The sequence below is a fragment of the Mesorhizobium yinganensis genome (assembly GCF_040081985.1).
In the GTDB taxonomy this organism is placed as follows: domain Bacteria; phylum Pseudomonadota; class Alphaproteobacteria; order Rhizobiales; family Rhizobiaceae; genus Kumtagia; species Kumtagia yinganensis.
The window spans coordinates 13,740-36,375 of the sequence record NZ_JBEBMH010000021.1; the positions used below are offsets into that span (position 1 = coordinate 13,740).

The 22,636-nt window shown below is 63.8% G+C and carries 19 protein-coding genes and 1 pseudogene; 10 read left to right on the forward strand and 10 right to left on the reverse strand.

Annotation, left to right across the window (positions count from 1 at the left end):
- Nucleotides 1-111: 111 nt before the first annotated feature.
- The 4 genes from ABMA59_RS27095 to ABMA59_RS27110 all read left to right on the forward strand — a co-directional run bounded on the left by ABMA59_RS27095 (nucleotide 112) and on the right by ABMA59_RS27110 (nucleotide 3,457).
- Nucleotides 112-1,647: a PAS domain S-box protein gene (locus tag ABMA59_RS27095; RefSeq protein WP_349008489.1), complete on the forward strand. Its 1,536-nt coding sequence runs from the start codon at nucleotides 112-114 to the stop codon at nucleotides 1,645-1,647.
- Nucleotides 1,640-2,254 (forward strand): response regulator FixJ, encoded by a 615-nt coding sequence (gene fixJ, locus ABMA59_RS27100; protein ID WP_349008558.1) that lies wholly within the window; start codon nucleotides 1,640-1,642, stop codon nucleotides 2,252-2,254. Before ABMA59_RS27095 ends, fixJ begins: the two co-directional genes overlap by 8 nt.
- Before the next feature lie 103 nt (nucleotides 2,255-2,357).
- Complete coding sequence (locus tag ABMA59_RS27105) at nucleotides 2,358-2,708, forward strand: hypothetical protein (RefSeq protein ID WP_349008490.1); 351 nt, start codon at nucleotides 2,358-2,360, stop codon at nucleotides 2,706-2,708.
- A gap of 92 nt (nucleotides 2,709-2,800) precedes the next feature.
- Nucleotides 2,801-3,457, forward strand: a complete 657-nt coding sequence (locus tag ABMA59_RS27110; protein ID WP_349008491.1) for a helix-turn-helix domain-containing protein — start codon at nucleotides 2,801-2,803, stop codon at nucleotides 3,455-3,457.
- Nucleotides 3,458-3,479: 22 nt separating this feature from the next.
- Here the strand turns inward: ABMA59_RS27110 and hemN are convergent.
- The 8 genes and pseudogenes from hemN to ABMA59_RS27150 form a co-directional block, all read right to left on the reverse strand.
- A pseudogene (gene hemN, locus ABMA59_RS27115) lies at nucleotides 3,480-4,827 on the reverse strand (oxygen-independent coproporphyrinogen III oxidase).
- A 102-nt stretch (nucleotides 4,828-4,929) separates the two neighbouring features.
- Complete coding sequence (locus tag ABMA59_RS27120; RefSeq protein ID WP_349008492.1) at nucleotides 4,930-7,311, reverse strand: phosphoketolase family protein; 2,382 nt, start codon at nucleotides 7,309-7,311, stop codon at nucleotides 4,930-4,932.
- Nucleotides 7,312-7,585: 274 nt separating this feature from the next.
- The gene (locus tag ABMA59_RS27125; RefSeq protein WP_349008493.1) at nucleotides 7,586-8,845 is read right to left on the reverse strand and encodes a tetratricopeptide repeat protein; all 1,260 of its coding nucleotides are present in this window, start codon (nucleotides 8,843-8,845) and stop codon (nucleotides 7,586-7,588) included.
- Between the two features lie 153 nt (nucleotides 8,846-8,998).
- Entirely contained in the window at nucleotides 8,999-9,844 is an 846-nt protein-coding gene (locus ABMA59_RS27130) for an ATP-binding cassette domain-containing protein (protein WP_349008494.1), read from the reverse strand.
- A gap of 24 nt (nucleotides 9,845-9,868) precedes the next feature.
- A complete protein-coding gene (locus ABMA59_RS27135; protein WP_349008495.1) occupies nucleotides 9,869-10,648 on the reverse strand; it encodes an ABC transporter permease subunit in 780 nt (259 codons plus the stop codon).
- The gene (gene ssuD, locus ABMA59_RS27140) at nucleotides 10,645-11,817 is read right to left on the reverse strand and encodes an FMNH2-dependent alkanesulfonate monooxygenase (RefSeq protein WP_349008496.1); all 1,173 of its coding nucleotides are present in this window, start codon (nucleotides 11,815-11,817) and stop codon (nucleotides 10,645-10,647) included. Before ssuD ends, ABMA59_RS27135 begins: the two co-directional genes overlap by 4 nt.
- 44 nt (nucleotides 11,818-11,861) lie before the next feature.
- Complete coding sequence (locus tag ABMA59_RS27145; protein WP_349008497.1) at nucleotides 11,862-12,824, reverse strand: aliphatic sulfonate ABC transporter substrate-binding protein; 963 nt, start codon at nucleotides 12,822-12,824, stop codon at nucleotides 11,862-11,864.
- A gap of 55 nt (nucleotides 12,825-12,879) precedes the next feature.
- Nucleotides 12,880-13,833, reverse strand: coding sequence for an aliphatic sulfonate ABC transporter substrate-binding protein (locus tag ABMA59_RS27150; RefSeq protein ID WP_349008498.1), 954 nt, complete (start codon nucleotides 13,831-13,833; stop codon nucleotides 12,880-12,882).
- A gap of 389 nt (nucleotides 13,834-14,222) precedes the next feature.
- On the opposite strand from ABMA59_RS27150, the gene ABMA59_RS27155 reads away from it, so the two are divergent.
- The 6 genes from ABMA59_RS27155 to ABMA59_RS27180 all read left to right on the forward strand — a co-directional run bounded on the left by ABMA59_RS27155 (nucleotide 14,223) and on the right by ABMA59_RS27180 (nucleotide 21,011).
- Entirely contained in the window at nucleotides 14,223-15,218 is a 996-nt protein-coding gene (locus ABMA59_RS27155; RefSeq protein ID WP_349008499.1) for a sulfate ABC transporter substrate-binding protein, read from the forward strand.
- Nucleotides 15,219-15,430: 212 nt separating this feature from the next.
- A complete protein-coding gene (cysT, locus tag ABMA59_RS27160) occupies nucleotides 15,431-16,318 on the forward strand; it encodes a sulfate ABC transporter permease subunit CysT (protein ID WP_349008500.1) in 888 nt (295 codons plus the stop codon).
- Nucleotide 16,319: 1 nt separating this feature from the next.
- Nucleotides 16,320-17,198, forward strand: coding sequence for a sulfate ABC transporter permease subunit CysW (cysW, locus tag ABMA59_RS27165; protein WP_349008501.1), 879 nt, complete (start codon nucleotides 16,320-16,322; stop codon nucleotides 17,196-17,198).
- The gene (locus ABMA59_RS27170) at nucleotides 17,195-18,211 is read left to right on the forward strand and encodes a sulfate/molybdate ABC transporter ATP-binding protein (RefSeq protein ID WP_349008502.1); all 1,017 of its coding nucleotides are present in this window, start codon (nucleotides 17,195-17,197) and stop codon (nucleotides 18,209-18,211) included. The genes cysW and ABMA59_RS27170 overlap by 4 nt, the downstream gene beginning before the upstream one ends.
- A 699-nt stretch (nucleotides 18,212-18,910) precedes the next feature.
- Entirely contained in the window at nucleotides 18,911-19,360 is a 450-nt protein-coding gene (locus ABMA59_RS27175; protein WP_349008503.1) for an RrF2 family transcriptional regulator, read from the forward strand.
- A gap of 307 nt (nucleotides 19,361-19,667) precedes the next feature.
- Nucleotides 19,668-21,011: an FAD/NAD(P)-binding protein gene (locus ABMA59_RS27180; RefSeq protein ID WP_349008504.1), complete on the forward strand. Its 1,344-nt coding sequence runs from the start codon at nucleotides 19,668-19,670 to the stop codon at nucleotides 21,009-21,011.
- A 361-nt stretch (nucleotides 21,012-21,372) separates the two neighbouring features.
- Here the strand turns inward: ABMA59_RS27180 and ABMA59_RS27185 are convergent, their stop codons facing one another.
- Together ABMA59_RS27185 and ABMA59_RS27190 are read right to left on the reverse strand one after the other, a co-directional pair.
- On the reverse strand, nucleotides 21,373-22,356 hold the full coding sequence (locus ABMA59_RS27185; RefSeq protein ID WP_349008505.1) for an LLM class flavin-dependent oxidoreductase: 984 nt from the start codon (nucleotides 22,354-22,356) through the stop codon (nucleotides 21,373-21,375).
- Nucleotides 22,357-22,463: 107 nt separating this feature from the next.
- Entirely contained in the window at nucleotides 22,464-22,613 is a 150-nt protein-coding gene (locus ABMA59_RS27190; RefSeq protein WP_349008506.1) for a hypothetical protein, read from the reverse strand.
- Nucleotides 22,614-22,636 lie beyond the last annotated feature (23 nt).

A 22,636-nucleotide genomic window follows, 5' to 3' on the forward strand; every position in this document is an offset into this window, starting at 1 on the left:
AGAACCTTGACCCCATAGGTGGGAGAGGCGCTCTCCCTCGCCCCTTCGAATGTCAGGATTTCGGGCCGGCCACCGTGCTACACCGGCGATACATTCAACCTGGTGGCCCCGATGCCGGCAAGCGACACAACCGGAAAACAAGACCGTTTCCTGCGGCTGGTCCTTTCTCCCCGTTTTGAAGGCCCTGCCGGCTATTTCCTGGCCTTTGCCGCGGTCGCACTGGTTTTTGCTATTCGGCTCGCCCTGCAAAACGTCATCGATGACCACGCGGCGTTCTTGCTGTTCGTTCCGGCAATCCTCGTGGCGTCGATTGCCGGAGGAATCGGCCCCGGTCTTGTGGCCCTGGGTCTCTCCATCCTGGGAGCGCTTCTCGTCGGCGGACTCGACCAAGCCGCATGGGCTCAGATAGTGATCCTTGCCGCCATCGGGTTGGCAATCGCCTGGTTCGGAGAGGTACTGCGACGCGCGCACCTTGCGGTCGAGAGCACCGAGGCGGCGCTCAATGCGCGCGAAGCGCATCTTCGTTCCATCCTCGATACCGTCCTCGACGCGACGGTGGTCATCCAGTCCGACGGTTCCATCGTCTCCTTCAATGCCGCCGCGGTGCGCCAGTTCGGTTATGCCGAATCGGAGGTCGTCGGCAGGAATGTCCATATTCTGATGCCGGAGCCTTATCACCGCGAGCACGACGGCTACATGCGGCGCTACCTCGAGACCGGCGAAAAACGCATTATCGGGCTGGATCGCGTGGTGGTCGGTCGCCGGAAGGACGGCTCGACCTTTCCGATGAAGCTTGCCGTCGGTGAAATGCAATCGGGCGGCCAAACCTTCTTTACAGGGTTCATTCGCGACCTCACGGAGCGTGAACAATCCGAAGCCAGGCTGCAGGAGATCCAGAGCGAATTGGCGCGGCTCGCCCGCCTCAACGAACTGGGCGAAATGGCTTCGACCCTCGCCCACGAACTCAACCAGCCGCTCGCGGCCATCGCCAACTATGCGCAGGGTTGCGTCCGGCTGCTCCGCGACATGGACGATGCGATCGCCGCGCGCATGAGGGAAGCCCTTGAGGAGACCGCCAAGCAATCGCTGCGCGCCGGCGGCATCATCCGCCACCTGCGCGAATTCGTGACGCGGGGCGAGACCGAAAAGGCGCCGGAGGACATCCGCAATCTGATCGAGGAGGCCGGCGCGCTGGCGCTGGTCGGCTCTCGTGAGCACGGCGTGCGCTCGGTTTTCGATTTTTCGCCGGGAGCCGCAATCGTCATGGTCGACCGCGTGCAGATCCAGCAGGTGCTGATCAATCTCATGCGCAATGCAATGGAGGCGATGCGCGACTGCGAGCGGCGCGAATTGGTTGTGCGCACGGCTGCCGACGGCTCGGGAATGATCATTGTCGAGGTGTCGGATACCGGTCCGGGCATTTCAGACGAAATTGCAGCGCAACTGTTCCAACCCTTCGTGACCAGCAAACGAGGCGGCATGGGGATCGGCTTGTCCATTTCTAAGCGGATCGTCGAGGCCCATGGCGGCGAATTGTCCGCTAGCCGCAACGCCGAGGGTGGCGCAACATTCCGATTCTCGCTGCCCGCCATCGAACCGGCAACGCAGCCCGAAGGCACGAAAGACGCGACGCATGCAGATCGGTGACTATGTCGTCCATATCGTCGATGACGAGGAACCCGTCCGCAAGTCCCTCGCCTTCCTGCTTACGATGGCCGGGTTCACCGTGCGCGTGCACGAATCCGCGACAAGCTTCCTTGCGTTGGCGCCCGGCATCGGCAAGGGATGCCTGGTGACCGATCTACGGATGCCGGACATGAGCGGGGTCGATCTGCTGACGCGGCTCCGCGCCGCCAGGGTGACGATGCCCGCCATCGTCATCACCGGCCACGGCGACGTGCCGATGGCGGTCGCAGCGATGAAATCGGGGGCTTTCGATTTCATCGAAAAGCCGTTCGAGGACACCGTCCTGATCGAGGCGATCGGACGCGCGGCGGAGCGTATCGGCGAAACGCCGGCGGCGGCAGAAGACGGACCCGCGGTCTTGTCTCGCCTCGATCAACTGACGGAGCGCGAGCGGCAAGTGCTTTCCGCGGTCGTCGCGGGCCTGCCCAACAAGACCATAGCCTACGACCTCAACATCAGCCCCCGCACCGTCGAGGTGCACCGCGCCAACGTCATGGCCAAGATGCAAGCGAAGAGCCTGCCCGAACTCGTGCGGATGACGCTCGCGGCGGGGCTGGGAACCTCCTGAAGGGCCGGAGTTGATCTGGCGCAAAGCGCAACGCCCCAAGCCAGGATAGAAATACCGGCTACCCCTTCCCGCATTTTGGAACGGGCTGTCGGGAGAGACTTCGTTGACCACCGCCACCCTTGTTCTCGTCGTCGCGCCCGAAAGGGACTTCCGGCGCTCGCTTGAATTTGCGCTGGAGGCCGAAGGGTTTGCCGTCGAAACCCATGCCCGCACTTCGGACGCCTTCGTCTCGACGCGGGCGCAAGAAGCGGACTGTACGGTCATCGATGATGCAGCGATCGAAGACTGGCGGGCCGCCGAAGAACAATTCCGCCGATTTGGAAGGCCGGTTATCCTGCTCGTTGGCAGGATCCGGCCTGTGCCCGACCTTCCTTTCACGACAATCCTGACCAAGCCATTTCTGGGAACACCCCTAATCGAAACCGTTCGCGAACTCGCAGCCCACGGCGCGTGAGGTCTACGTAGTTTCCCTTAAGGACATGACCGGATTTCGGGCCGCCTCGAATTGCGGGATTGCTGTCCCGTCGGATGGAAGCGGAGACGGTCATGACTTTCCTGGAAACGTCGGGATTGGAACTTCAGTCACAGAATGCCGGCGTTTCCAGCCTCTCCGGGCTACCTGATCGCCCGGCCCCGAACGGACAGGCGCTGAGTTTCTTTCCGGCCGGTGCCGAGATTTATGCGCAGGGCGAGAAATGTGGGGCGCTCTACCGGGTCGAGTTCGGCGCCGTGAGGGTGTATCGCCTGCTTGCCGATGGGCGGCGCCAGATCTCCGCTTTTCACCTGCCAGGCGAGATGTTCGGCTTCGAGGCCGACGACATCCATCATTTCTTTGCCGAAACCCTGTGCGCAACGAGGGTCCGAATCCTGCGCGCCTCCGCGGGCAACGACCTTTCGAGCGAATTGCTGCCCATGGCGCTGAAGGGCCTGGTACGCGCGCAGGAGCATCTTCTCGTCCTGGGCAGGCAGAATGCGGCCGAACGCATCGCCGCCTTCCTCACCGACATGGCCGCGCGCCAAGGCGGGCTGAGGCAGGTCGAGTTGCCGATGTCGCGCACCGATATTGCCGACTACCTCGGGCTGACGATCGAAACCGTGTCGCGCGTCTTCTCGAAACTCAAGCAGAAGGGCGTCATCAAATTGCCCGGCCTTCGTAGCGTCGAGATCGTGAAGTGGCAGGCACTCCACGACATGACCGCCTGAGCAGGGCTTGCCGGCGCCGCCTTCAGACGGCGGCTGAATGCCTCGCCTTTCCATCGGCGAGATAGGCGTCGAACCGCGCGGCGACCGAGCGGACGAACGGTCTTGCCGCCTCGGTGATCTCGAAGAAGTCGCCCCTTCTCACAAAGGCCCGGCCGCCGTCGCCCGCCGCCAGTAACTCCGCCTCTTCATGCACTGCCCGGGCGGCCTGTCCGAACCGCGAAAGCAGTTCGGTGCGCGAGAAGCCGAAGTCGCACATCAGGCGTTCGATGACCCAGCCGCGGGCGCGGTCTTCCGGGCTGAGTTCAATGCCGCGCATGGCGGCCAGTCCGCCCTTGCCGACGAACTGCTCGTATTGGCAGGTGGCCGGCATGTTCTGGACATAGCCCTGCGGCAGGCGGCCGATCGACGACGCGCCCAGCCCGATGAGGATCTCGGCGCCGTCGGCCGTATAGCCCTGAAAGTTCCGCCGGAGATTTCCGTTGGCGGCGGCAATCCCCATGCTGTCCGACGGCTTGGCAAAATGGTCGAGCCCGATCGGGGCGAAGCCGGCGGCCGCGATTTTTGCCGCCGCCCGCACCGACTGGTCGAAGCGGGCTTTCGCATCCGGCAGGGACGCTTCGTCGATCATCTTCTGGTGCTTCTTGAACCAGGGCACGTGCGCATAGCCGAACAATGCGATCCGGTCGGGCGAAAGCGACAAGACCTGGTCCATGGTGGCATCGAGGGATTGCACTGTCTGGTGCGGCAATCCGTAGAGCACGTCGAGATTGACCGATGCGGCGCCGCGCGACCGCACATTGTCGACCACCCATTGGGTCATCTCGAAGCTCTGCTCGCGGTTGATGGCTTTCTGCACCTGCGGATCGAAATCCTGCACGCCGAGGCTCGCCCTCGTCATGCCGATCGCCGCCAACGCATCGAAACGCGCGTCGTCCATATCGCTGGGGTCGATCTCGGCGCTGATCTCGGCGCCGGGAAGGAAGCGGAACGAAGATCGCAGCGCACCATCAAGCCGGACCATGTCGTCCGGCGAAATCAATGTGGGCGATCCGCCGCCGAGATGCAGCGCGCTTACTTCAACCTTCTGGCCGACGATATCGGCGATCGTCTGGATCTCCTTCCGGAGCGCCGCCAGATACCGCCTGACCGGTTCGTAGGACCTCGTATGCTTCGTATGGCAGGCACAGAACCAGCAGAGCCGGTCAAAAGGGAATATGGATGTAGAGAGACAAAGCCGATCCGGCTGGCAGCGCTTCCAGCCAGCCGCGATAGGTGTCGGCCGATATTCCGGTGTGGAAATGCGGTGCCGTCGGATAGCTGGTATAGCGCGGCACCGGCGCACTGAATCGATCAAGGAGCCTGTGTGGCATGCTGCTGTCCCGCGAAACCTGTCGGGACAATCGCAGAACGGTGTCAGCCTTCCTTGATTTCGGTCAACCGCGACCGCGATTTTGCCTCCGGACACGCTATGATTATCCGGGCCATCGCCAGTCCGCCACCATGGGCATGTCGGCTCCATGCTTGCGGATATAGTGGTAGTGCTCGGTCAGCCGGTCGCGGATCGCCTGCTTTGCATAGACGGCGGCCGAACCCAGGCTCGGCACCCGGTCAATGACGTCGGCGACCAGATGGAAGCGGTCGAGGTCGTTGCGCACGACCATATCGAACGGCGTGGTGGTGGACCCCTCCTCCTTGAAACCACGGACATGCATGTTGTCGTGGTTGGTGCGCTTGTAGGCGAGCCGGTGGATGAGCCAGGGATAGCCGTGATAGGCGAAGATCACCGGTCTGTCCTTGGTGAACAACTCGTCGAAATCGGCGTCGGGCAGGCCGTGCGGATGCTCGGTCTTCGGCTGCAGCGTCATAAGGTCGACGACGTTGACGACGCGTACCTTCAGGTCGGGAATATACTCTCGCAGGAGGTCCACGGCCGCCAGCGTCTCCAGTGTGGGAATGTCGCCGCAGCAGGCCATAACCACGTCGGGTTCACTGCCGCGATCGTTACTCGCCCATTCCCAGATACCGATCCCGGCCGAGCAGTGCTTGATCGCCTCGTCCATGGTCAGCCACTGCGGCTGCGGCTGCTTGCCGGCTACGATGACGTTGATGCGGTTCCAACTGCGCAGGCAGTGGTCGGTGACGTAAAGCAGCGTATTGGCATCCGGCGGGAAGTAGACCCGGACGATATCGGCCTTCTTGTTCACGACATGATCGACGAACCCCGGATCCTGATGGCTGAAGCCGTTGTGGTCCTGCCGCCAGACATGGGAAGTCAGCAGATAGTTGAGCGAGGCAATCGGCCGCCGCCAGGCAACCTCCTTCGATGTCTTCAGCCACTTGGCGTGCTGGTTGAACATCGAATCGACGATGTGGATGAAGGCCTCGTAGCAGGAGAAGAAGCCATGCCTGCCGGTGAGCAGGTAACCCTCCAGCCAGCCCTGGCAGGTGTGCTCGCTCAAAATCTCCATCACCCTGCCATCGGGCGACAGGTGGTCGTCATAAGGATACGTCTCGGCATTCCAGGTCCGATTGGTGACTTCGAATAGATCCTGCAGCCGGTTGGACGCTGTCTCGTCCGGGCCGAAGACGCGGAAATTTTGGGTGGCCGCGTTCTGCTTCATCGCGTCGCGCAGGAACAAGCCGCTGACTTTCGTCGATTCGGCATCCGCCCCTCCGGGCCGTTTCACCTCGATTGCGTATTCCTTGAAATCGGGCAGGCGAAGCGGCCGCTTCAGCGCCCCGCCATTGGCATGCGGATTGGCGCTCATCCGCTGCTCGCCGGTCGGCGCCAGCGCGGCAATCTCCGGTTTGAGCCGGCCTGCCTCGTCGAACAGCTCTCCGGGTTCATAGCTGCGCAGCCATTCCTCGAGCAGGCCCAGATGTTCAGGCTTTTCCATGGTGAAGGGCACCTGATGCGACCGCCAGAAATCCTCGGCCTTCTTGCCGTCCACCGTCTTCGGACCGGTCCATCCCTTTGGCGACCGCAGCACGATCATCGGCCAGATCGGCCGTTCCGGCTTGCCGCCGCTTCGCGCTTTCTGCTGGATGGCGCGGATGTCGGCGAAGGCTCCATCCAAGGCAGCCGCCATCTTCTGGTGCATCGCTTCCGGATCGTCGCCTTCGACGAAGACCGGCGCGTAGCCGTAACCGCGGAACAGCGCCTCCAGTTCGCCGTGGGAAATGCGGGCGAGCACGGTGGGGTTAGCGATCTTGTAGCCATTGAGGTGCAGAATCGGCAGCACAACGCCATCGCTCGCCGGATTGAGGAACTTGTTGCCGTGCCAGGAAGTGGCGAGCGGACCGGTTTCGGCCTCGCCGTCACCGACGACACAGGCGACGATCAGGTCCGGATTGTCGAACACCGCCCCGAAAGCATGCGAGAGCGAATAGCCGAGCTCGCCGCCCTCATGGATGGAGCCGGGCGTTTCCGGCGCCGCGTGGCTGGGAATTCCGCCAGGGAACGAGAACTGCCGAAAAAGCCGGCACATTCCGGCCTCGTCCTGCGACACGTCCGGATAGAGTTCGCTGTAGGTGCCTTCGAGCCATGTGGCGGCAACGACACCCGGCGCCCCATGGCCCGGCCCGGCGATATAAAGCACGCTGGCACCGTCCCGCTTTATCACTCGGTTGAGATGGGCATAGATGAAGTTCAGTCCGGGCGTCGTACCCCAATGGCCAAGCAGGCGCGGCTTGATGTGCTCTTTTGTCAGCGGCTGACGCAGCAGCGGGTTGTCGAGCAGATAAATCTGTCCGACGGAGAGATAATTGGCCGCCCGCCACCAGGCATGGATCAGCCCCGACTCCTGCGGCGACAATGGCTGAGGGGCAGCGGCTTTCTTCTCCGAGGACGTCATTTGCGTACTCCGTTGTAAGGCAGCGGGCGGCCCGCCATGGCTTCTGGACAATAGAGCAGTTGAAGGGAAAATCACGCTTCGATCCGCAATTGCTTCGGCCAAACCGGACGTTACCGCCTTGATTTCCATCAAGATGGAAGATCGGCCGGAACGAGCGGGTAACAGTTTGGCAAACCCGCGCTGCCGTTGCCGCGATGGGAACCGGACCTGGCTTAAAAACGGTCGCGCCCTGTGGCCGATCGCGGTTGCTGGCTCTACCGCGAACCCCAGCCGGTCACGCGATAAGCGGCAACCCCATCTGCGTAACGCGCTTGAGGAACGGCGGCGCGGTGCGCACCTTTTTGAACGCCGGGTCGATGATGAAATCGAAGACGTCGCCTTCGTAACGCTCCAGCGCGAGCTGCAGATGGGTGGCCGCGCCGGATGCGTCATTGTTGAGGGCATGGAGGTGAGCCATGCCGTAGGCAGGCACCTCCCCCGCCTCGGCGTGATCTCTTGCGGCGTCAAGCATCGCTTCGGCCATGCCTTCCCTGCCGGATGACGACAGCCCCTTGCGACCCGCCTCGACGATGGCGCGCGCCGACTTGCTCGGATGCAAATTCACCAGCCTGTCCAAAAATTCGAGATAGCGCCCGCCGTCCCCCCGCGCGAGATAGAGATAGGCGAGGCCCTTGTAGGCCATCTGGTAGTCCGGCTCGTTCGAGGCAAGTTTCAGCAGCATCTGCTCGGAGATATCCATCTTGCCGAGCGTGAACAGGATGTAGGCCTTGGCCGATATGATCGATCGCGACTGCGGATCGAGGTGCTGGGCCTGGTCGATTTCGGCGAGCGCCTCGCGCGGATAGCCGGCATAAAGCAAGGCCTCGGCAAACCAGTGGCGTGTCAGCGCCAGGTTCGGGTTCAGCCGGCGCGCATGTTCGAAGCGCCGCAAGGCGCGGTCGTATTGCAGCAGCCAGAAAAACTCGATGTTGGCAAGCACGGTCTGGGCCTGGTCCAGTGCCGGATCGAGCGCGATCGCCCGCTCCACCGCCTCCAGCGCGCCGATGTAACCCAGCTTCTGCGTGGTCGCCCCGTACTCCCCGGCCAGCTTGTGGGCAATCGCCAGAGCCGTATGCGCCTGCGCATAGTCGGGATCGAGGCCGACAGCCTTCTCGAGGATGGCGACCGCTTCGGTCAGGCTTGCCCGCGTCCGCTTCTGCCAGAGATAGGTGCCCTCCAGATAGAGGTCCCGCGCACCCGTCGAGGGTTCGTGAGGTACGCCCGGCAGTCGCGCACCGTTGAGGCCGGAATTCACGCGCGGCAGCACGCGCGCGTCCAGCGCCGGCTGCGTGCCCCGCATGTTGAGCCACGCCGCCAGCGCGTGGCGGTCGGCGAAGACGGTCCCCTTCGTGCCGGGCATGCGCTGCACCGGCATGCCGCGCGATTTCTCCCAGCGTTTGACCGTGCGTTCGTCCTTGCCGAAGAACGCGGCGATGTCCTTCCAGCCGTTCAGCAACTTGTAGTCGCCGCCGGATCGCGCTTGGCCCGGCGGCACCGGGGATGTCCTGTTCTGCCCCATCGTCTCCCGAACCGCTCGCCCCACTGCGCCGGGTCGTCTGCACAATCGAGGCTAGCGTTTTGCAACTTGCAGCGAAAGGGACGACTGTATCGATTTGACTGGCAAAGGGAGGACGGAGAGCTAATCCCTTCAGCCTAGATGGGCCTCGGCCGCCTTAACGTCAGTATCCCCCCGGTGGTCGTTGCCGAACAGATGGTCGAGGATGCGGCCTTCCAAACGGGCCAGTTCAGGCGAGCCGTGGCGGCGTGGGCGCGGCACGGCGACGTCCAAGTCGAGCGCGATGCGGCCGCTGTCGATCACCACCACACGGTCGGCCAGCGCCACCGCCTCGGCCACGTCGTGAGTCACCAGCACGGCTGTGAATTTCTGCTTCAGCCAGATGCGCTCCAGCAGTTGCTGCATCTCGATGCGGGTCAGCGCGTCGAGCGCGCCAAGCGGCTCGTCCAGCGCCAGGATTTTCGGCTGCCCCACCAGTGCCCGGGCCAGCGCCACGCGCTGCCGCTGGCCGCCGGACAGCACGGAAGGCCATTCGCCGGCGCGGTCCGCAAGCCCAACTTCAGCAAGGATGTCAAGCGCCCGGCCGCGCGCTTCGGCGCCCTTGGCGATGCCGGTCAGGCCGACAGCGACATTGTCGGCGACGCGCGCCCAGGGCAGCAGCCGCGGCTCCTGGAACATGATGCGCGTAAGGCCAAAGTCCGCCTGGCCGCCGCCATGGTGGAGCGTGCCGGAACTCGGCCGGTCGAGCCCGGCCAGAAGCCGCAGTAAGGTGGACTTTCCGCAGCCGCTCTTGCCGATGATCGCCAGGAACTGGCCGGTCTTCACTTCAAGATCGATGCCGTCGAGCACGATCTTGTCGCCGAACCTCTTTCCGACGTTTCGGAACGCGAACGCCGTGGGTAGAACCGGGGAAGGCACGAGCCGCGCCACCGAGGCTGCCTCAAAGGCTCTTCGGGCGGCGGTGGTCGCAGCGGTCATGCGAAACTCCTCTGAGACTGTCACTTACGCGGTCTGGAACGCCGGATGCCACTGCAGCGACAGCCGCTCCAGCAGACGGGCAAGACTGTCGGCCAACTTGCCGAGCAGCGCATAGATCAGGATCGACAGCACGACGACATCGATCAGCAGGAATTCGCGCGCCTGCATCGCCATGTAGCCGAGGCCGGACGAGGCCGAGATGGTCTCCGCCACGATCAGCGTCAGCCACATGATGCCCAGCGCATAACGCAGGCCGACGAAGATTGCCGGCAGCGCGCCGGGCAGGATGACGCGCGAAAACAGCTCGAAACGGGTCATGCCGTAGATGCGGCCCATCTCGACCAGTTGCGGGTCGACGCTCTGGATGCCGAGCAGCGTGTTCACATAGATCGGGAAGAACACGCCCAGCGCCACGAGGAAGAGCTTTGCCTCCTCGTCAATGCCGAACCACAGGATGACCAGCGGGATCAGCGCCAGATGTGGTATGTTGCGGATCATCTGCAGCGTGGTGTCGGTCAGCCCGCGCGACAGCGCCGAAACGCCGTTCGCCAGGCCGAGCACAAAACCGATCGAGCCGCCGATGGCGAAGCCGGCAAGCGCGCGGGCGGTGCTGACCCCGATATTCTCGATCAACTCGCCGGTCACCAGCAAACGCCAGAACGCCTCCGCCACAGCCGACGGCGCGGGGAGCACATTGCCGGCAATGAAGCCGATGCGCGATGCCAGTTCCCATACCACGACGATGACGATCGGCAGCAGCCACCCGAGGCCACCCCGTCCAATCCTGCCGAAAGCCCGGTTCATGAAGAAGCCTGCAAGCGGCGGGCGCCATGGTGGCCCACTGCGAACTCGTTGGCGATGCGTTTGCCCACCTGGCGGCGCGAGGTGCCGAGCCCGAGTTCCGGGAACAAAAGTTCGGCGACCCGATATGCTTCCTCCAGATGCGGGTATCCGGAGCCGATGACCGTGTCGATGCCGACCGCCTGGTATTCGCGGATGCGCTCGGCCACCTGAGCCGGCGTGCCGACCAGCGCCGTGCCCGCCCCGCCGCGCACCAGCCCGACGCCGGCCCAAAGGTTGGGGGCGACCACCAGCCGGTCGCGCCGGCCGCCATGCAGTGCGGCCATGCGCCGCTGGCCGACCGAATCCATCTCCTTCAGGAAGCGCGCCTGTGCATTCTCGATCTGCGCGTCGGTGACATGCCTGATCAATTTTTCCGCTGCCGCCCAGGCCTCGTCCTCGGTCTCCCGCACGATGAAGTGGAGCCGGATGCCGAAACTCAGCTTGCGCCCCTTGGACGCGGCCTTGGCCCTGGCGCGCGCCAGCTTCTCGGCGACCGCATGAACCGGCTCGCCCCAGGTCAGATATTTATCGACCTGTTCGGCCGCCAAATCCTGTCCGGCGTCGGATGAGCCGCCGAAATAGACCGGCGGCACCGGCTTCTGCACCGGCAATATGTCCAGCCGCCCGCCCTCTACGCGATAATATTTGCCGTTGAAGTCGACCTGTTCGCCCGACAGCAGGCCGCGCCAAACTCTGAGGAATTCATCGGCTTGCGCGTAGCGCTCGTCATGCGGCGTGAACACGCCATCGCCGGCAAGCTCCACCGGATTGCCGCCGACCACCACGTTGAGCAGCAGTCGCCCGTCGCTCAGCCGGTCGAGTGCGGCCGTCTGGCGCGCGGCGAAGGCCGGCGAAACGACGCCGGGCCGCAGCGCCACGAGGAATTTCAGCCGCTCTGTATAGGTAGCAAGGCCGGTCGCGGTGATCCACGAATCCTCGCAGTTCTGCCCGGTGGGCAATAGCACGCCGGGAAAGCCAAGCCGGTCGACGGCTTGCGCGATCTCCTTGAAGTAACCGAATTCCGGCGGCCGCTGCTGCTTCTCGGAACCAAGATAGCTGCCATCGCCATGCGTCGGGATGAACCAGAAAAAATCGAGCGGCCGTTCCGGCGATACGACATTGACGGTCATGGGCGGGCTTCCTGTAGGTGGCGGGCGCTGTCGGGCCGAAGCGGTCAGTTGATTGGCGCTGCCCAAACGATCTCGCGCACGTTGATCTTGTTGGGGATCAGCTTCAATTCGAGGAATGTGTCGGCAATCGCCTGCTGCTGCGCCACCACCGCGTCGGAGAGCGGACCCACCTCGATCCGGTAGCGGTCGATCGCTGCCTTCTGCGCGGCAAGGTCGATGCCGGTCGCTTCGGACGAGATGCTGGCCAGTTCATCCTTGTGCTCCGCCGCCCAGCGGGCGACACCCGACAATTCCTCGACGGCCGCCTTCAGCACGTCGGGATGCGCTTGCGAAAACGCCTTGCTGGCAAGATAGAACGAATTGCTGTCCAGGCCATCCGCCGTGGTCACCAGCGGCCGCGCATTGTGCTTGGCCTCGGCGATGGCGAAATACGGGTCCCATACCGCCCAGGCGTCGACACTACCGGTGGTGAACGCCGCCACCGCATCGGCGGGCGCGAGAAACGCCGGCACGATGTCGGAATAGGCGAGGCCTGCCTGCTTCAGCGCCTGCACGGTGAAATTATGCGAGCTGCAGCCCTTTCCGAACGCCACCTTCTTGCCCTTGAGATCGGTGACCGACTGGATCGGCGAGCCGTTCGGCACCAGGATGGCGTTCTGCACGGCTGGCGAGCTTGCCGCATAGACCAGCTGCGCGCCGGCCGATTGCGCAAGGATCGGCGGCGTATCGCCGGTCACGCCGAAATCCACGGCGCCGGCGCCCAGCGCCTCCAGCAGCGGCGGGCCGAACTGGAACTCGACCCACTTGACCTCCTCGACTCCGAGCGCCTTCAGCCTGGTCTCGAAGACCTTCTGCTGGCGGGCAGCGACGAGCAGGCTGCTGCTCTTCTGGTAGCCGATGCGAAACTCCTTTGGCGCACCGGCGGCCTTGGTAGGCAAAAGCGACAGGCCGGGCGCCAGCAGCGCCGCGCCCAGGAAACCGGAAAGCAAAAAACGTCTGTTGAGCATGGTCTTGCCTTTGGAGAAGAATTTTCCGGGACAACGGGCCTGCGTCGAAGGCCGATCAGTTGCCGGGCGGAGTCCACACCGCGTCGGCGATCTCGATCGCGCTGGGGATCAGGCCGAGCTTGTAAAACCGGTCGGCGGTCGCCTGCTGGTTGGCGATGATCTCGTCGGTAATCGGAAAAATGCCGAACTCCGCGCGGTTCGCTGCCAGCGTCTGGGCCTCCAGAGGCACGCCGGTCACCTCGTGCAGGGCGGCGGCCACCTTGTCGCGGTTGGCGTCGGCCCATTCCGCGGCGACCTTCAGCGCGCCGACCACGGTTGTGACGACAGCCGGGTTCTCCTGGGCGAAGTCGCGGTTGGCGAGGAAATAGGTGTTGACCTTCAGCACCTCGGGCGAGCGCACCAGCACGGTGGGCGTGTAGCGGGTCTCGGCGATGGCGAGGAAGGGATCCCAGATCGACCAGGCATCGACCTTGTCGCTGGCAAACGCCGCCGCCGCGTCGGCCGGCGCCAGATAGACCGGCTCGATCTGGTCAAAGGCAAGTCCGTTCTTCTCGAGCGCGGCGATCAGCAGGTTATGGGCGCTCGTGCCCTTGCCGACCCCCACCTTCTTGCCTTTCAGATCCGCGACCGACTTGATGCCGGATTCAGCCTTGGCGACGAGCGCCTCGCCGGCGACATTGCCAGGGAGGGCCGCAACATAGACGATCGCCGATCCCGCCGACTGGCCGAAGATCGGCGGCGCGTCGCCGGTCCATCCGACATTTATCGCGCCGACATTCAGCGCCTCGACCAGCGGCGGACCGGCGGTGAATTCCACCCACGACACGGCGATGCCCCGCGGCTCCAGCGCCTTCTCGATCAGTTGCCGCTGGCGGGCGATGACCGGCAGGCCAGTCTTCTGGTACCCGATCTTGAGTTCCTTGAGGTCGGCTGCCAGTGCCGCGCCACCAGCCAGAACAGTGGCCGCCACAAGGCCAGCCGAAAAGACACGCCGTGTGATTGAGAACATTGACCCCTCCGTTTCGCGCAGCAGTTCGTCCCGCCGCGGCCTAATCGAATAAGGTCATGCTAGGTAATTCTACCAAATCTATAGAGCTAAATTATTCCGAAATTTGACTTGGACAGAGAAGCCTTTTGCGCGCCGGGGAGCTTTCCTGTGTCAACTGGGCTGACCGCGCAGCAGAGGCACAGACGCGTTGCCGTGTCGGTGTCTGTCGTGAAACGTTTTACGCTCGTCCGCATCCAAGGCGTTCAGCGGGTGCTATTTTCCCATATATCCGTGATCATGGGATGGATTTTCTAAATTCTTATCCGGGCAAGGCGCGCCGTCTCTCTCATGACGGGCGGCTGCCCGCTATTTTGCCAAACGATATGACAACACCCTTGGGGAGACCTTTCATGAAACGCCTGCTGCTCATCGGCGCCGCCTTGGCCGCGCTCGGCATCGGCCCGGCAAACGCTGAGGACAAGCTGCTCAACGCCTCCTACGACGTGGCGCGCGAGCTTTTCGAGGACGTCAACGCCGCCTTCATCCCGAAATACAAGACCGACACCGGCAAGGACGTCACCATCGACCAGTCGCATGCCGGCACCTCGAAGCAGGCGCGCGCCATCGTCGAGGGTCTGGAGGCCGACGTCGTCACCTTCAACCAGGTCACCGACATCGACTTCCTGGTGAAGAACGGTTTCGTCTCCGACGACTGGCAGGGCGAATTCGCCAACAAGTCCTCTCCCTTCTATTCGCTGCCCTCCTTCCTGGTGCGTGCCGGCAATCCGAAGGGTATCAAGGACTGGAACGACCTCGTCCGCGACGACGTGAAGGTGATCTTCCCCAACCCGAAAACATCTGGAAACGCCCGCTACACCTATCTCGCCGCCACCGCCTATGCCCGCGAAGCCTTCAAGGGCGACGAGGAGAAGGTGAAGACATTCGTCACAAAACTCTTCGACAACGTCCCGGTGTTCGACACCGGCGGCCGCGCGGCGACCACTACCTTTGTCGAGCGCGAGATCGGCGACGTGCTGATCACCTTCGAATCCGAGACGTCCGGTATCCGCAAGGAGTTCGGCGAGGACAAGTTCGAGCAGGTCACACCCTCGGTCAGCCTGCTGGCGGAATTCCCGGTCGCCATCGTCGACAAGGTCGTCGACAAGCATGGCTCGCGCGACCTGGCGAAAGCCTATCTCGACTTCCTCTACACGCCCGAGGGCCAGAAAATTTCCGCCGAGAACGGCAACCGCATCCATGACGAGGCGGTCGCGGCCGAGTTCAAGGACAAGTTCCCGAACGTGCGCCTGGTCACCGTCGAGGACGTATTTGGCGGCTGGCCGGCGGTCCAGAAGGAGCATTTTGCATCCGGCGGCCTGCTCGACCAGATCTACGGCGAGCGTTGACCTGACGCCGCGATTCGGCTTGATGGCCGGCGGGTCTTTTGGACCCGCCGGTTTTTCGTTTTTCTTTGCCCGATGTTGTTGATGCCCGCGCTTCTTCACACCCCCCTCCGTCCTGCCGGACATCTCCCCGGCGTCACCCTCCCCCTTGTGGGGAGGGTCGGCGAGCACGCCGAGCAACGCGAGGCTTGCGAGACGGGGTGGGGGTCGTAAGTATGGAACCTTCACCCCCACCCCGCTCCGCTGCGCGGAGCGACCCTCCCCACAAGGGGGAGGGTAAGAAGCGCCGCCGCGTGCTCCCCGGCCTGCCACTCTCCCTCGGCATCACGCTGTTCTATGTCGGCCTGATCGTCGTGCTGCCGCTCGGCGCGCTTGTCTTCAAGGCCGCCAGCCTCGGCCCGGAAGATTACTGGCGCATCGTTTCCTCGGCGCGCGCCGTCGCCAGCTACCGCGTCACCGTGCTCTCGGCGCTCGCCGCCACCGGCTTCAACCTCGTGTTCGGCCTGGCGCTGGCATGGGTGCTGGTGCGCTATTCCTTCCCCGGCAAACGGCTGGTGGACGCCATCGTCGACCTGCCTTTCGCGCTGCCGACGGCAGTCGCCGGCATCGCGCTGACTACACTGTTCGCGCCCAATGGCTGGTTCGGCGCGATCCTCGGCGAGGCCGGCATAAAGGTCGCTTACGCGCCGCTCGGCATCATGGTCGCCATGTCCTTCACCAGCCTGCCCTTCATCGTGCGCACGGTGCAGCCGGTGCTGGAGGACCTCGATCCGACGCTGGAGGAGGCGGCCCAGACGCTCGGCGGCTCCGACGGCTCGATTTTTCTGCGCGTCATCCTGCCGCTGCTGATGCCAGCGTTGCTTGCCGGCCTGTCGTTGTCCTTCGCCCGCAGCCTTGGAGAATTCGGCGCCATCATCTTCATCGCCGGCAACCAGCCGATGTCGACCGAGATCACCGCGCTGCTCGCCTTCATCCGGCTGGAGGAATATGACTACCAGGCAGCCGCCGCTATTGCCTCGGTGTTGCTCATCACCGCCTTCCTCATGCTGGCCTTCACCAACCTGCTGCAGGCCCGCGCCCTGCGATACACGGTGAGGAACTGACATGCAGCCGGCAAAGAGACGCCCTCCCCGCGTCGGCGACAGTCCCGCGGTGCGCCGCACGCTGATCGGCTTCGTGCTGATCGTGGGCGCGTTGCTCATCCTGGCGCCGCTGCTCGTCATCTTCGCGCAGGCCGCTTCGCTCGGTCTCGACGGTTTTCTGAAAACCATCGGCGAACCCGACACGCGCCATGCCATCATGCTGACGGTCGTCACGGCGCTGATTGCCGTGCCGGTCAACACCGTCTTCGGCATCGCCGCCGCCTGGGCGATCACCAAATTCGACTTTTGGGGCCGCCGCTTCCTGCTGGTCGTCATCGAAATCCCGTTCTCGATCTCGCCCATCGTCGCCGGCGTCGCCTATCTGTTCGTCTACGGCCTGCAAGGCCTGTTCGGCCCGCTGCTCGACGCCTGGGACATCAAGATCCTCTTTGCCCTGCCGGGCATCGTGCTGGCCTCCATGTTCGTCACCGCGCCCTTCGTGGTGCGCGAGCTGGTGCCGCTGATGCAGGCGCAGGGCCGCGACCTCGAGGAGGCCGCCACCTCGCTCGGCGCGTCTGGCTGGCGCACCTTCTTCTCCGTCACGCTGCCCAACATCCGCTGGGCGCTGCTTTACGGCGTGGTGCTGTGCAACGCCCGCGTCATGGGCGAATTCGGGGCGGTCTCCGTCGTGTCCGGCAACATTCGCGGCCAGACCAACACGCTGCCGCTGCATATCGAGCTGCTCTACCACGACTACCAGACGGCCGGCGCGTTCGCCGCCGCCTCCATCCTCACCGTGCTCGCCCTCGTCACCATCGTCGCCAAGGTCCTGCTTGAACGCCAGGGCGCCGGTCGTGCCCGTCGCCCGGCGCTCGCCGCGCCCACTGGAAAATCCGCATGAAGATCCGTCTCGACAAGGTCGTGAAGACATTCGACACGTTCCGCGCGGTGCATGGCGTGTCGCTCGACATCGAGAGCGGCGAACTGCTTGCCCTGCTCGGCCCCTCCGGCTCGGGCAAGACCACGATCCTGCGCATGGTCGCCGGCCTCGAATACGCCGATGGCGGCCAGATCCATTTCGGCGACCAGGACGCGACCGACATTCCCGTGCGCGACCGCGGCGTCGGTTTCGTCTTCCAGCACTACGCGCTGTTCCCGCATATGACGGTTGCCGAAAACATCGCCTTCGGCATGAAGGTGTCGAAGGTGCGCCGCTCGCCCGCCGAGGTTTCCGCGCGGGTCGCCGACCTGCTCCGCCTCGTGCGCCTTGAAGGGCTAGGTGAGCGCTTTCCCACGCAGATATCCGGCGGCCAGCGCCAGCGCGTGGCGCTCGCACGGGCATTGGCGGTCGACCCGAAAGTGCTGCTGCTCGACGAGCCTTTCGGCGCGCTGGATGCCAATGTCCGGCGCGACCTGCGCCGCTGGCTGCGCGAGATCCATGCCGAACTCGGCATCACCACGCTCTTCGTCACCCACGATCAGGAAGAGGCGCTCGACCTTGCCGACCGTGTCGTCATCCTCAACGAAGGCAGGATCGTGCAGCAGGGAACGCCTGAAGAGGTCTGCCGCAATCCTTCCTCCGCCTTCGTCATGAAATTCCTCGGCGACACCAACCGCTTGCCCGGCAGCGTGAAAAACGGCGTCGCCTCGATCGGCGGCATCAAGCTCGACGCAGCCGGCTGCCCGGACGGCGCGGCCGACGTCTACGCCCGCCCCGGCGACCTCGAATGGTCGCGCGAAAGCGGCATTCCGGCCTCAGTTCTTCGTGTCATCGACCGCCCGGACGGCCGCCGCCTCGCAGTGCGTACATCATCCGGCGAGACGATCGAACTCGACGTGCCGCCGGAAACAATCGTGCGCGCCGGCGACCAGGGTTTTCTGCGCATCGTGCGGATGAAGGTTTTTGCGGCTTGATGCGCTGGCGCACACCGAAGGCGTAGCCTCTCGCGCTTGGTGTCGTTGAACCTGGCGACCCGTGCACTTGGATCTGTGTCGGTTATGGGCATCCTGCCCCGCCGGAGCACGTGGTCACGTGTACGGCATGGTTCCTAGGGGCTCCGCACCCGCTCCGCTCCTGCTCAGCTCTAGGATGACGAACGCAGAGGTTCCGCCGCTCGCCGCCGACGCTGGTGATTGGCGGAAACCCCCGTCAATTCGTCATCCTAGGGCGGAGCAGGAGCGGAGCGGACTGCGGAGACCCTGGGATCCATGCCGTAACGGCGGCGAACTGCTTCAAGGACGCAGAAACAAACTCACAAAGTCCACGCGGTGGCCGAGGAAGGCAGGCGCAATCCGTGCGGGGAAAGCCGACGCCGCCGCATCGTCGGGATGGTGCGACAGGCGGCACGCTGCTGCTTCCCTAAATCCTATCTTTTCTATAGACTTTGCTCATAGCTTCAGCCGGTTTGTTCACGCCTATGAGACAGCCTTTGCTAGAAAGTTACCTTCCGCAGCGTCCATTTTCTGCCGCAGGTCGCGAAAATGACGAAAAATCAACGCATTTGCACTTGTTTATAGATTCACTGGAATTTATCCGTGTCGGATGTGGATCATCGATCGGGTATCCGGGGCGGTCGGTTTCTTCCTCAGGCAACACAAAGACAGTTTTCGACGATGCTCACCAAAAAAGGCAAGTACGGGCTGAAGGCTCTGGTCCACTTGTCGCAGATGCCCGAGGGCCAACTGGCATTCGTCAACGACATCGCCACGACGAACAACATCCCAAAGAAATTCTTGGATGCAATCCTCGGCGAGTTGCGCAACGCCGGCTTCGTCCAGAGCCGCAAGGGCAAGGACGGCGGTTACCGCCTGTCGCGGTCGCCGTCGGAGATCAAGATCGGCCACGTCGTGCGCGTGCTGGACGGCCCGCTGGCGCCGATCCCGTGTGCCAGCCACACGCAATACCAGCGCTGCGAGGATTGCGACGAGGCGACCTGTCAGGTCCGGCACATGATGCTGGAGGTTCGCCACGCCATCGCCAATGTGCTGGACAATCGCAGCCTCGCCGAGATGCGCGACGCAGCCAACGACGACGTCGCCGCCCTGTTGAAATATCACGCCTAAGCGGTTTTTCTCCGCGGTCGACGGGACAGGCATTTTTTGGCCTTGGCTGTTCGCGCTGCCGCTCATTCGCCTTCCGGCACCTTCTCCCCGTGAAGAACGGGGAGAAGGACATCATCGCAGCCGCTTTCGCCAAACGCCACATCCAGACTCTGGCGAACGTGGTGACGTGTGCTCTCCTCTTCCCGTTCTTCACAGGGAGAGGACGCCGGAAGGCAAGTGAGCGGCAGGACAGACGGTCGACAATTGTTGCCCTTCCCGCGTCCATCGAAACGGCAGCCGCATCCCACTCCGCACCCAAGACCTCCGCATGACCGCCCGCTCCTCCATTGCCATCATCGGGGCCGGCGCCAGCGGCGTCCTGCTTGCCGCGCATCTGCTCAAATCGGAAAACCCCGACCTGCGCGTCACCCTGATCGAAAAGGCGTCGGCCTTCGGCCGCGGCCGCGCCTATTCGACCGCCCTGCCCGACCATGTGCTCAATGTCAGCGCGATGGGCATGAGCGGTTATGCCGACGATCCCGAGCATTTCTGGCGCTGGGCGCAGGTGACGGGCGTCGTCACCGACGGCAATCCGGCCGTGTACCTGCCACGCGCCGTCTACGGGCGCTACCTCGAAGAACTGCTCCAGGACAATCTGGACCGCGAATGCGCCACCGGACGGCTGCGCCTTGTGCGCGAGACCTGCCTCGGCGTGACACCGACATCGTCCGGCGTCGACGTCAAGCTGGCGAACGGCACCAGCATCGCCTGCCATGCCGTCGTGCTGGCGGTCGGCCATGACGAAGAGCCTTCGCCCGAACATCCGCTCACCGTTCGCATAGATTCAGCGGCCGATACACCCCTCGAAGCGCAAGCGCGGGTCATGATCCTCGGTACGGGGCTAAGCATGGTCGACGCCTGGCTGACGCTGGAGCATCGCGGCCATCGTGGCGAGATCGTTGTCGTGTCGCGGCGCGGCCTGATGCCATCCACCCACCGCAGGGGCAAGCCGATCCGGCTCGACATCGCCGACGTTCCGCTGGGCACCGAACTGTCCTATTTCGTCGGCTGGCTACGCGACCTTATCCGCGCCACGCAAAAGGCCGGCGGCGACTGGCGCGACGTGCTGGATGGTCTGCGCCCCTTCAACCAGCGCATCTGGCAAAGCTGGCCTGCCTCCGCCAAACGCCGCTTCGTCGAGCATACAAAAGCCTGGTGGGATATCCATCGCCACCGCATGGCCCCATCCATCCACGAACGGCTGACCAAGGCCGTGGAAGCAGGCCGCATCCGGCTGTTCGCCGCGCGCGTCGAGGACATGAGCGAACAGGGCGACGGCATCGCGGTCCGGCTCCTGCATCGCCATTCCAAAACACCGGAGACGCTGGTCGTCGACCGCGTCTACGATTGCACCGGCATCACAAAAGATCTTTCGGTCGGTTCGATCGCCGTTATCCGCGACCTGATCGACCGCGGCCTGGCCCGTCCCGATCCGCTGCGGCTCGGGCTGGACGTCACCGAAAACTGCGCCGTCATCGGCGAGAACAACGCTGCTTCCGCGAAACTCTACGCGGTCGGTCCGCTGACCCGAGGCACCTTCTTCGAGATCGAGGCCATCCCCGACATCCGCTCTCAATGCGCCCGGCTGGCGAAAGTGCTAGTGGGCGAATGACGGTGTTGGTCGAACGCTAGGTCAAGCCGGCGCTATTCCAATAGGCGCTTTCATCGTCATTTTGGTGCGCCCCTCGAACTTCCCTCCGGGACGGTCGCGTTCGAAATCGCGGGACTGTCGTAGTGCACTCCGTACGTCAGGTCGCTGGCTGGAAAAGGGCTGAGCCGGCGCGTTGCAAGCGGCTGAAAACGGCGTCAGGGCAAGTCCGCCAGAGGCCCGCGTCAGCGCAAAGTGCGTCGCGTCCGTCCTTCTTCAAGACAAGTCCATGAATTCAATGAATATTCCGGACTTGACGGCGAGGCACACCAGGCAAATTCTACTGCGTAGCGGAACCTCATTGGCGAAACAAAAACCTGAAATATCAGTGCCTTGCGGTTCCAAGCTCGCTTACCGGCCAAGCCGGGGCGGTTTCAGCCGTCTGCGGCCAGACCGCTTCCGCCCGGTCCCGTCTAGCGGCCGAGTTCCTGACGATTGGAATGACCCGTTCACCGAAGTCGGCTATCGCCTCATGCTCGTTCATGCCGCCGATCATGAATTCGCTGACACCGATGGAAACATATGGCAGCAGCGCCAGCGCTAAATGTTCCGGCGAACCGGTGCGGATCGCCTCACCGAGATCGCTCGTCCTGCCCGCATCGCTTCTTTGCCGCGAAATATCGTCAAAGCGCAGCGGCAGGGCGAACTTCGGCCGACCGGCCCGCCCGTACTCCGTTGCCGCCTGGCAGACCCGCTGGACGACATGTCTGATATGGTCCGGTGTCGCGAAGGGCAGTTCAAACACATCGGCATGGCGTCCGGCAACGCGGAAAGCAGTACCGGACAACCCATTCATCCGAAACGGAATTCCGGCGCCGCGCGGTCCTTTTCGCGCGACATATCCATTGCGCAGGCTGTAGGCCGGCCCTTCATGGTCGAACGGCCTGTCGTTCGACCAAAGCCGCTTCAACAGCACCAGATACTCGTCGGTCCTTTGCAGAATTTCGACGTGACTGGCGGGCTCGCTGGCCGCCCCGCCATGCGGCGTGATTATCATTCGGATCGACAGCCGGCCGCGGCTGAACGTGTCGAGCATCGCCAATTGCCGCGCCGCGACGGTCGGTTCGATCCCGCCGGCCCAATGCGTGAGCGAAATATCCAGCGCGCCGGTGGCCCGCATGGCCTGGGCGGCTAGGTCCATATTTGTCAGCAAGCCGGCCGCGTCATCGATCACCACCCGGTCGAAGCCGGCGCGCTCGATCGTCGCCAACCGCTGCCCGGCCTCACCAAGATCGAAAAAGAACGGCGTCGCGGCCTCGCCGGTTTCGGCAAGACAAGGACCGGGAACGTGCGTGAACTCAATATGCATGGAAAGTTCCTCGTCATTTCAACGCCTTGGCGACGCACGACACGCTGAAGAACTGCGAACCAACCCCTCAAAAGGCTCGGGATGCGGGATTTCGGACCAGACCCGGCTCAGGGAACGAGGCCGAGCACCAGGGCAGCGGCGAAGGCTACCGCCGCGATGAAGACGGCATGTGCTGCCAGGGATGCCACCGCGCCGTGGCGCGACGCTGCGGTGCGGGGTGCCGTCTGGGTTCCGCCGATATGTTGGATGTTCGCCATGGCAGCCTCCTCTTTCATTGTTA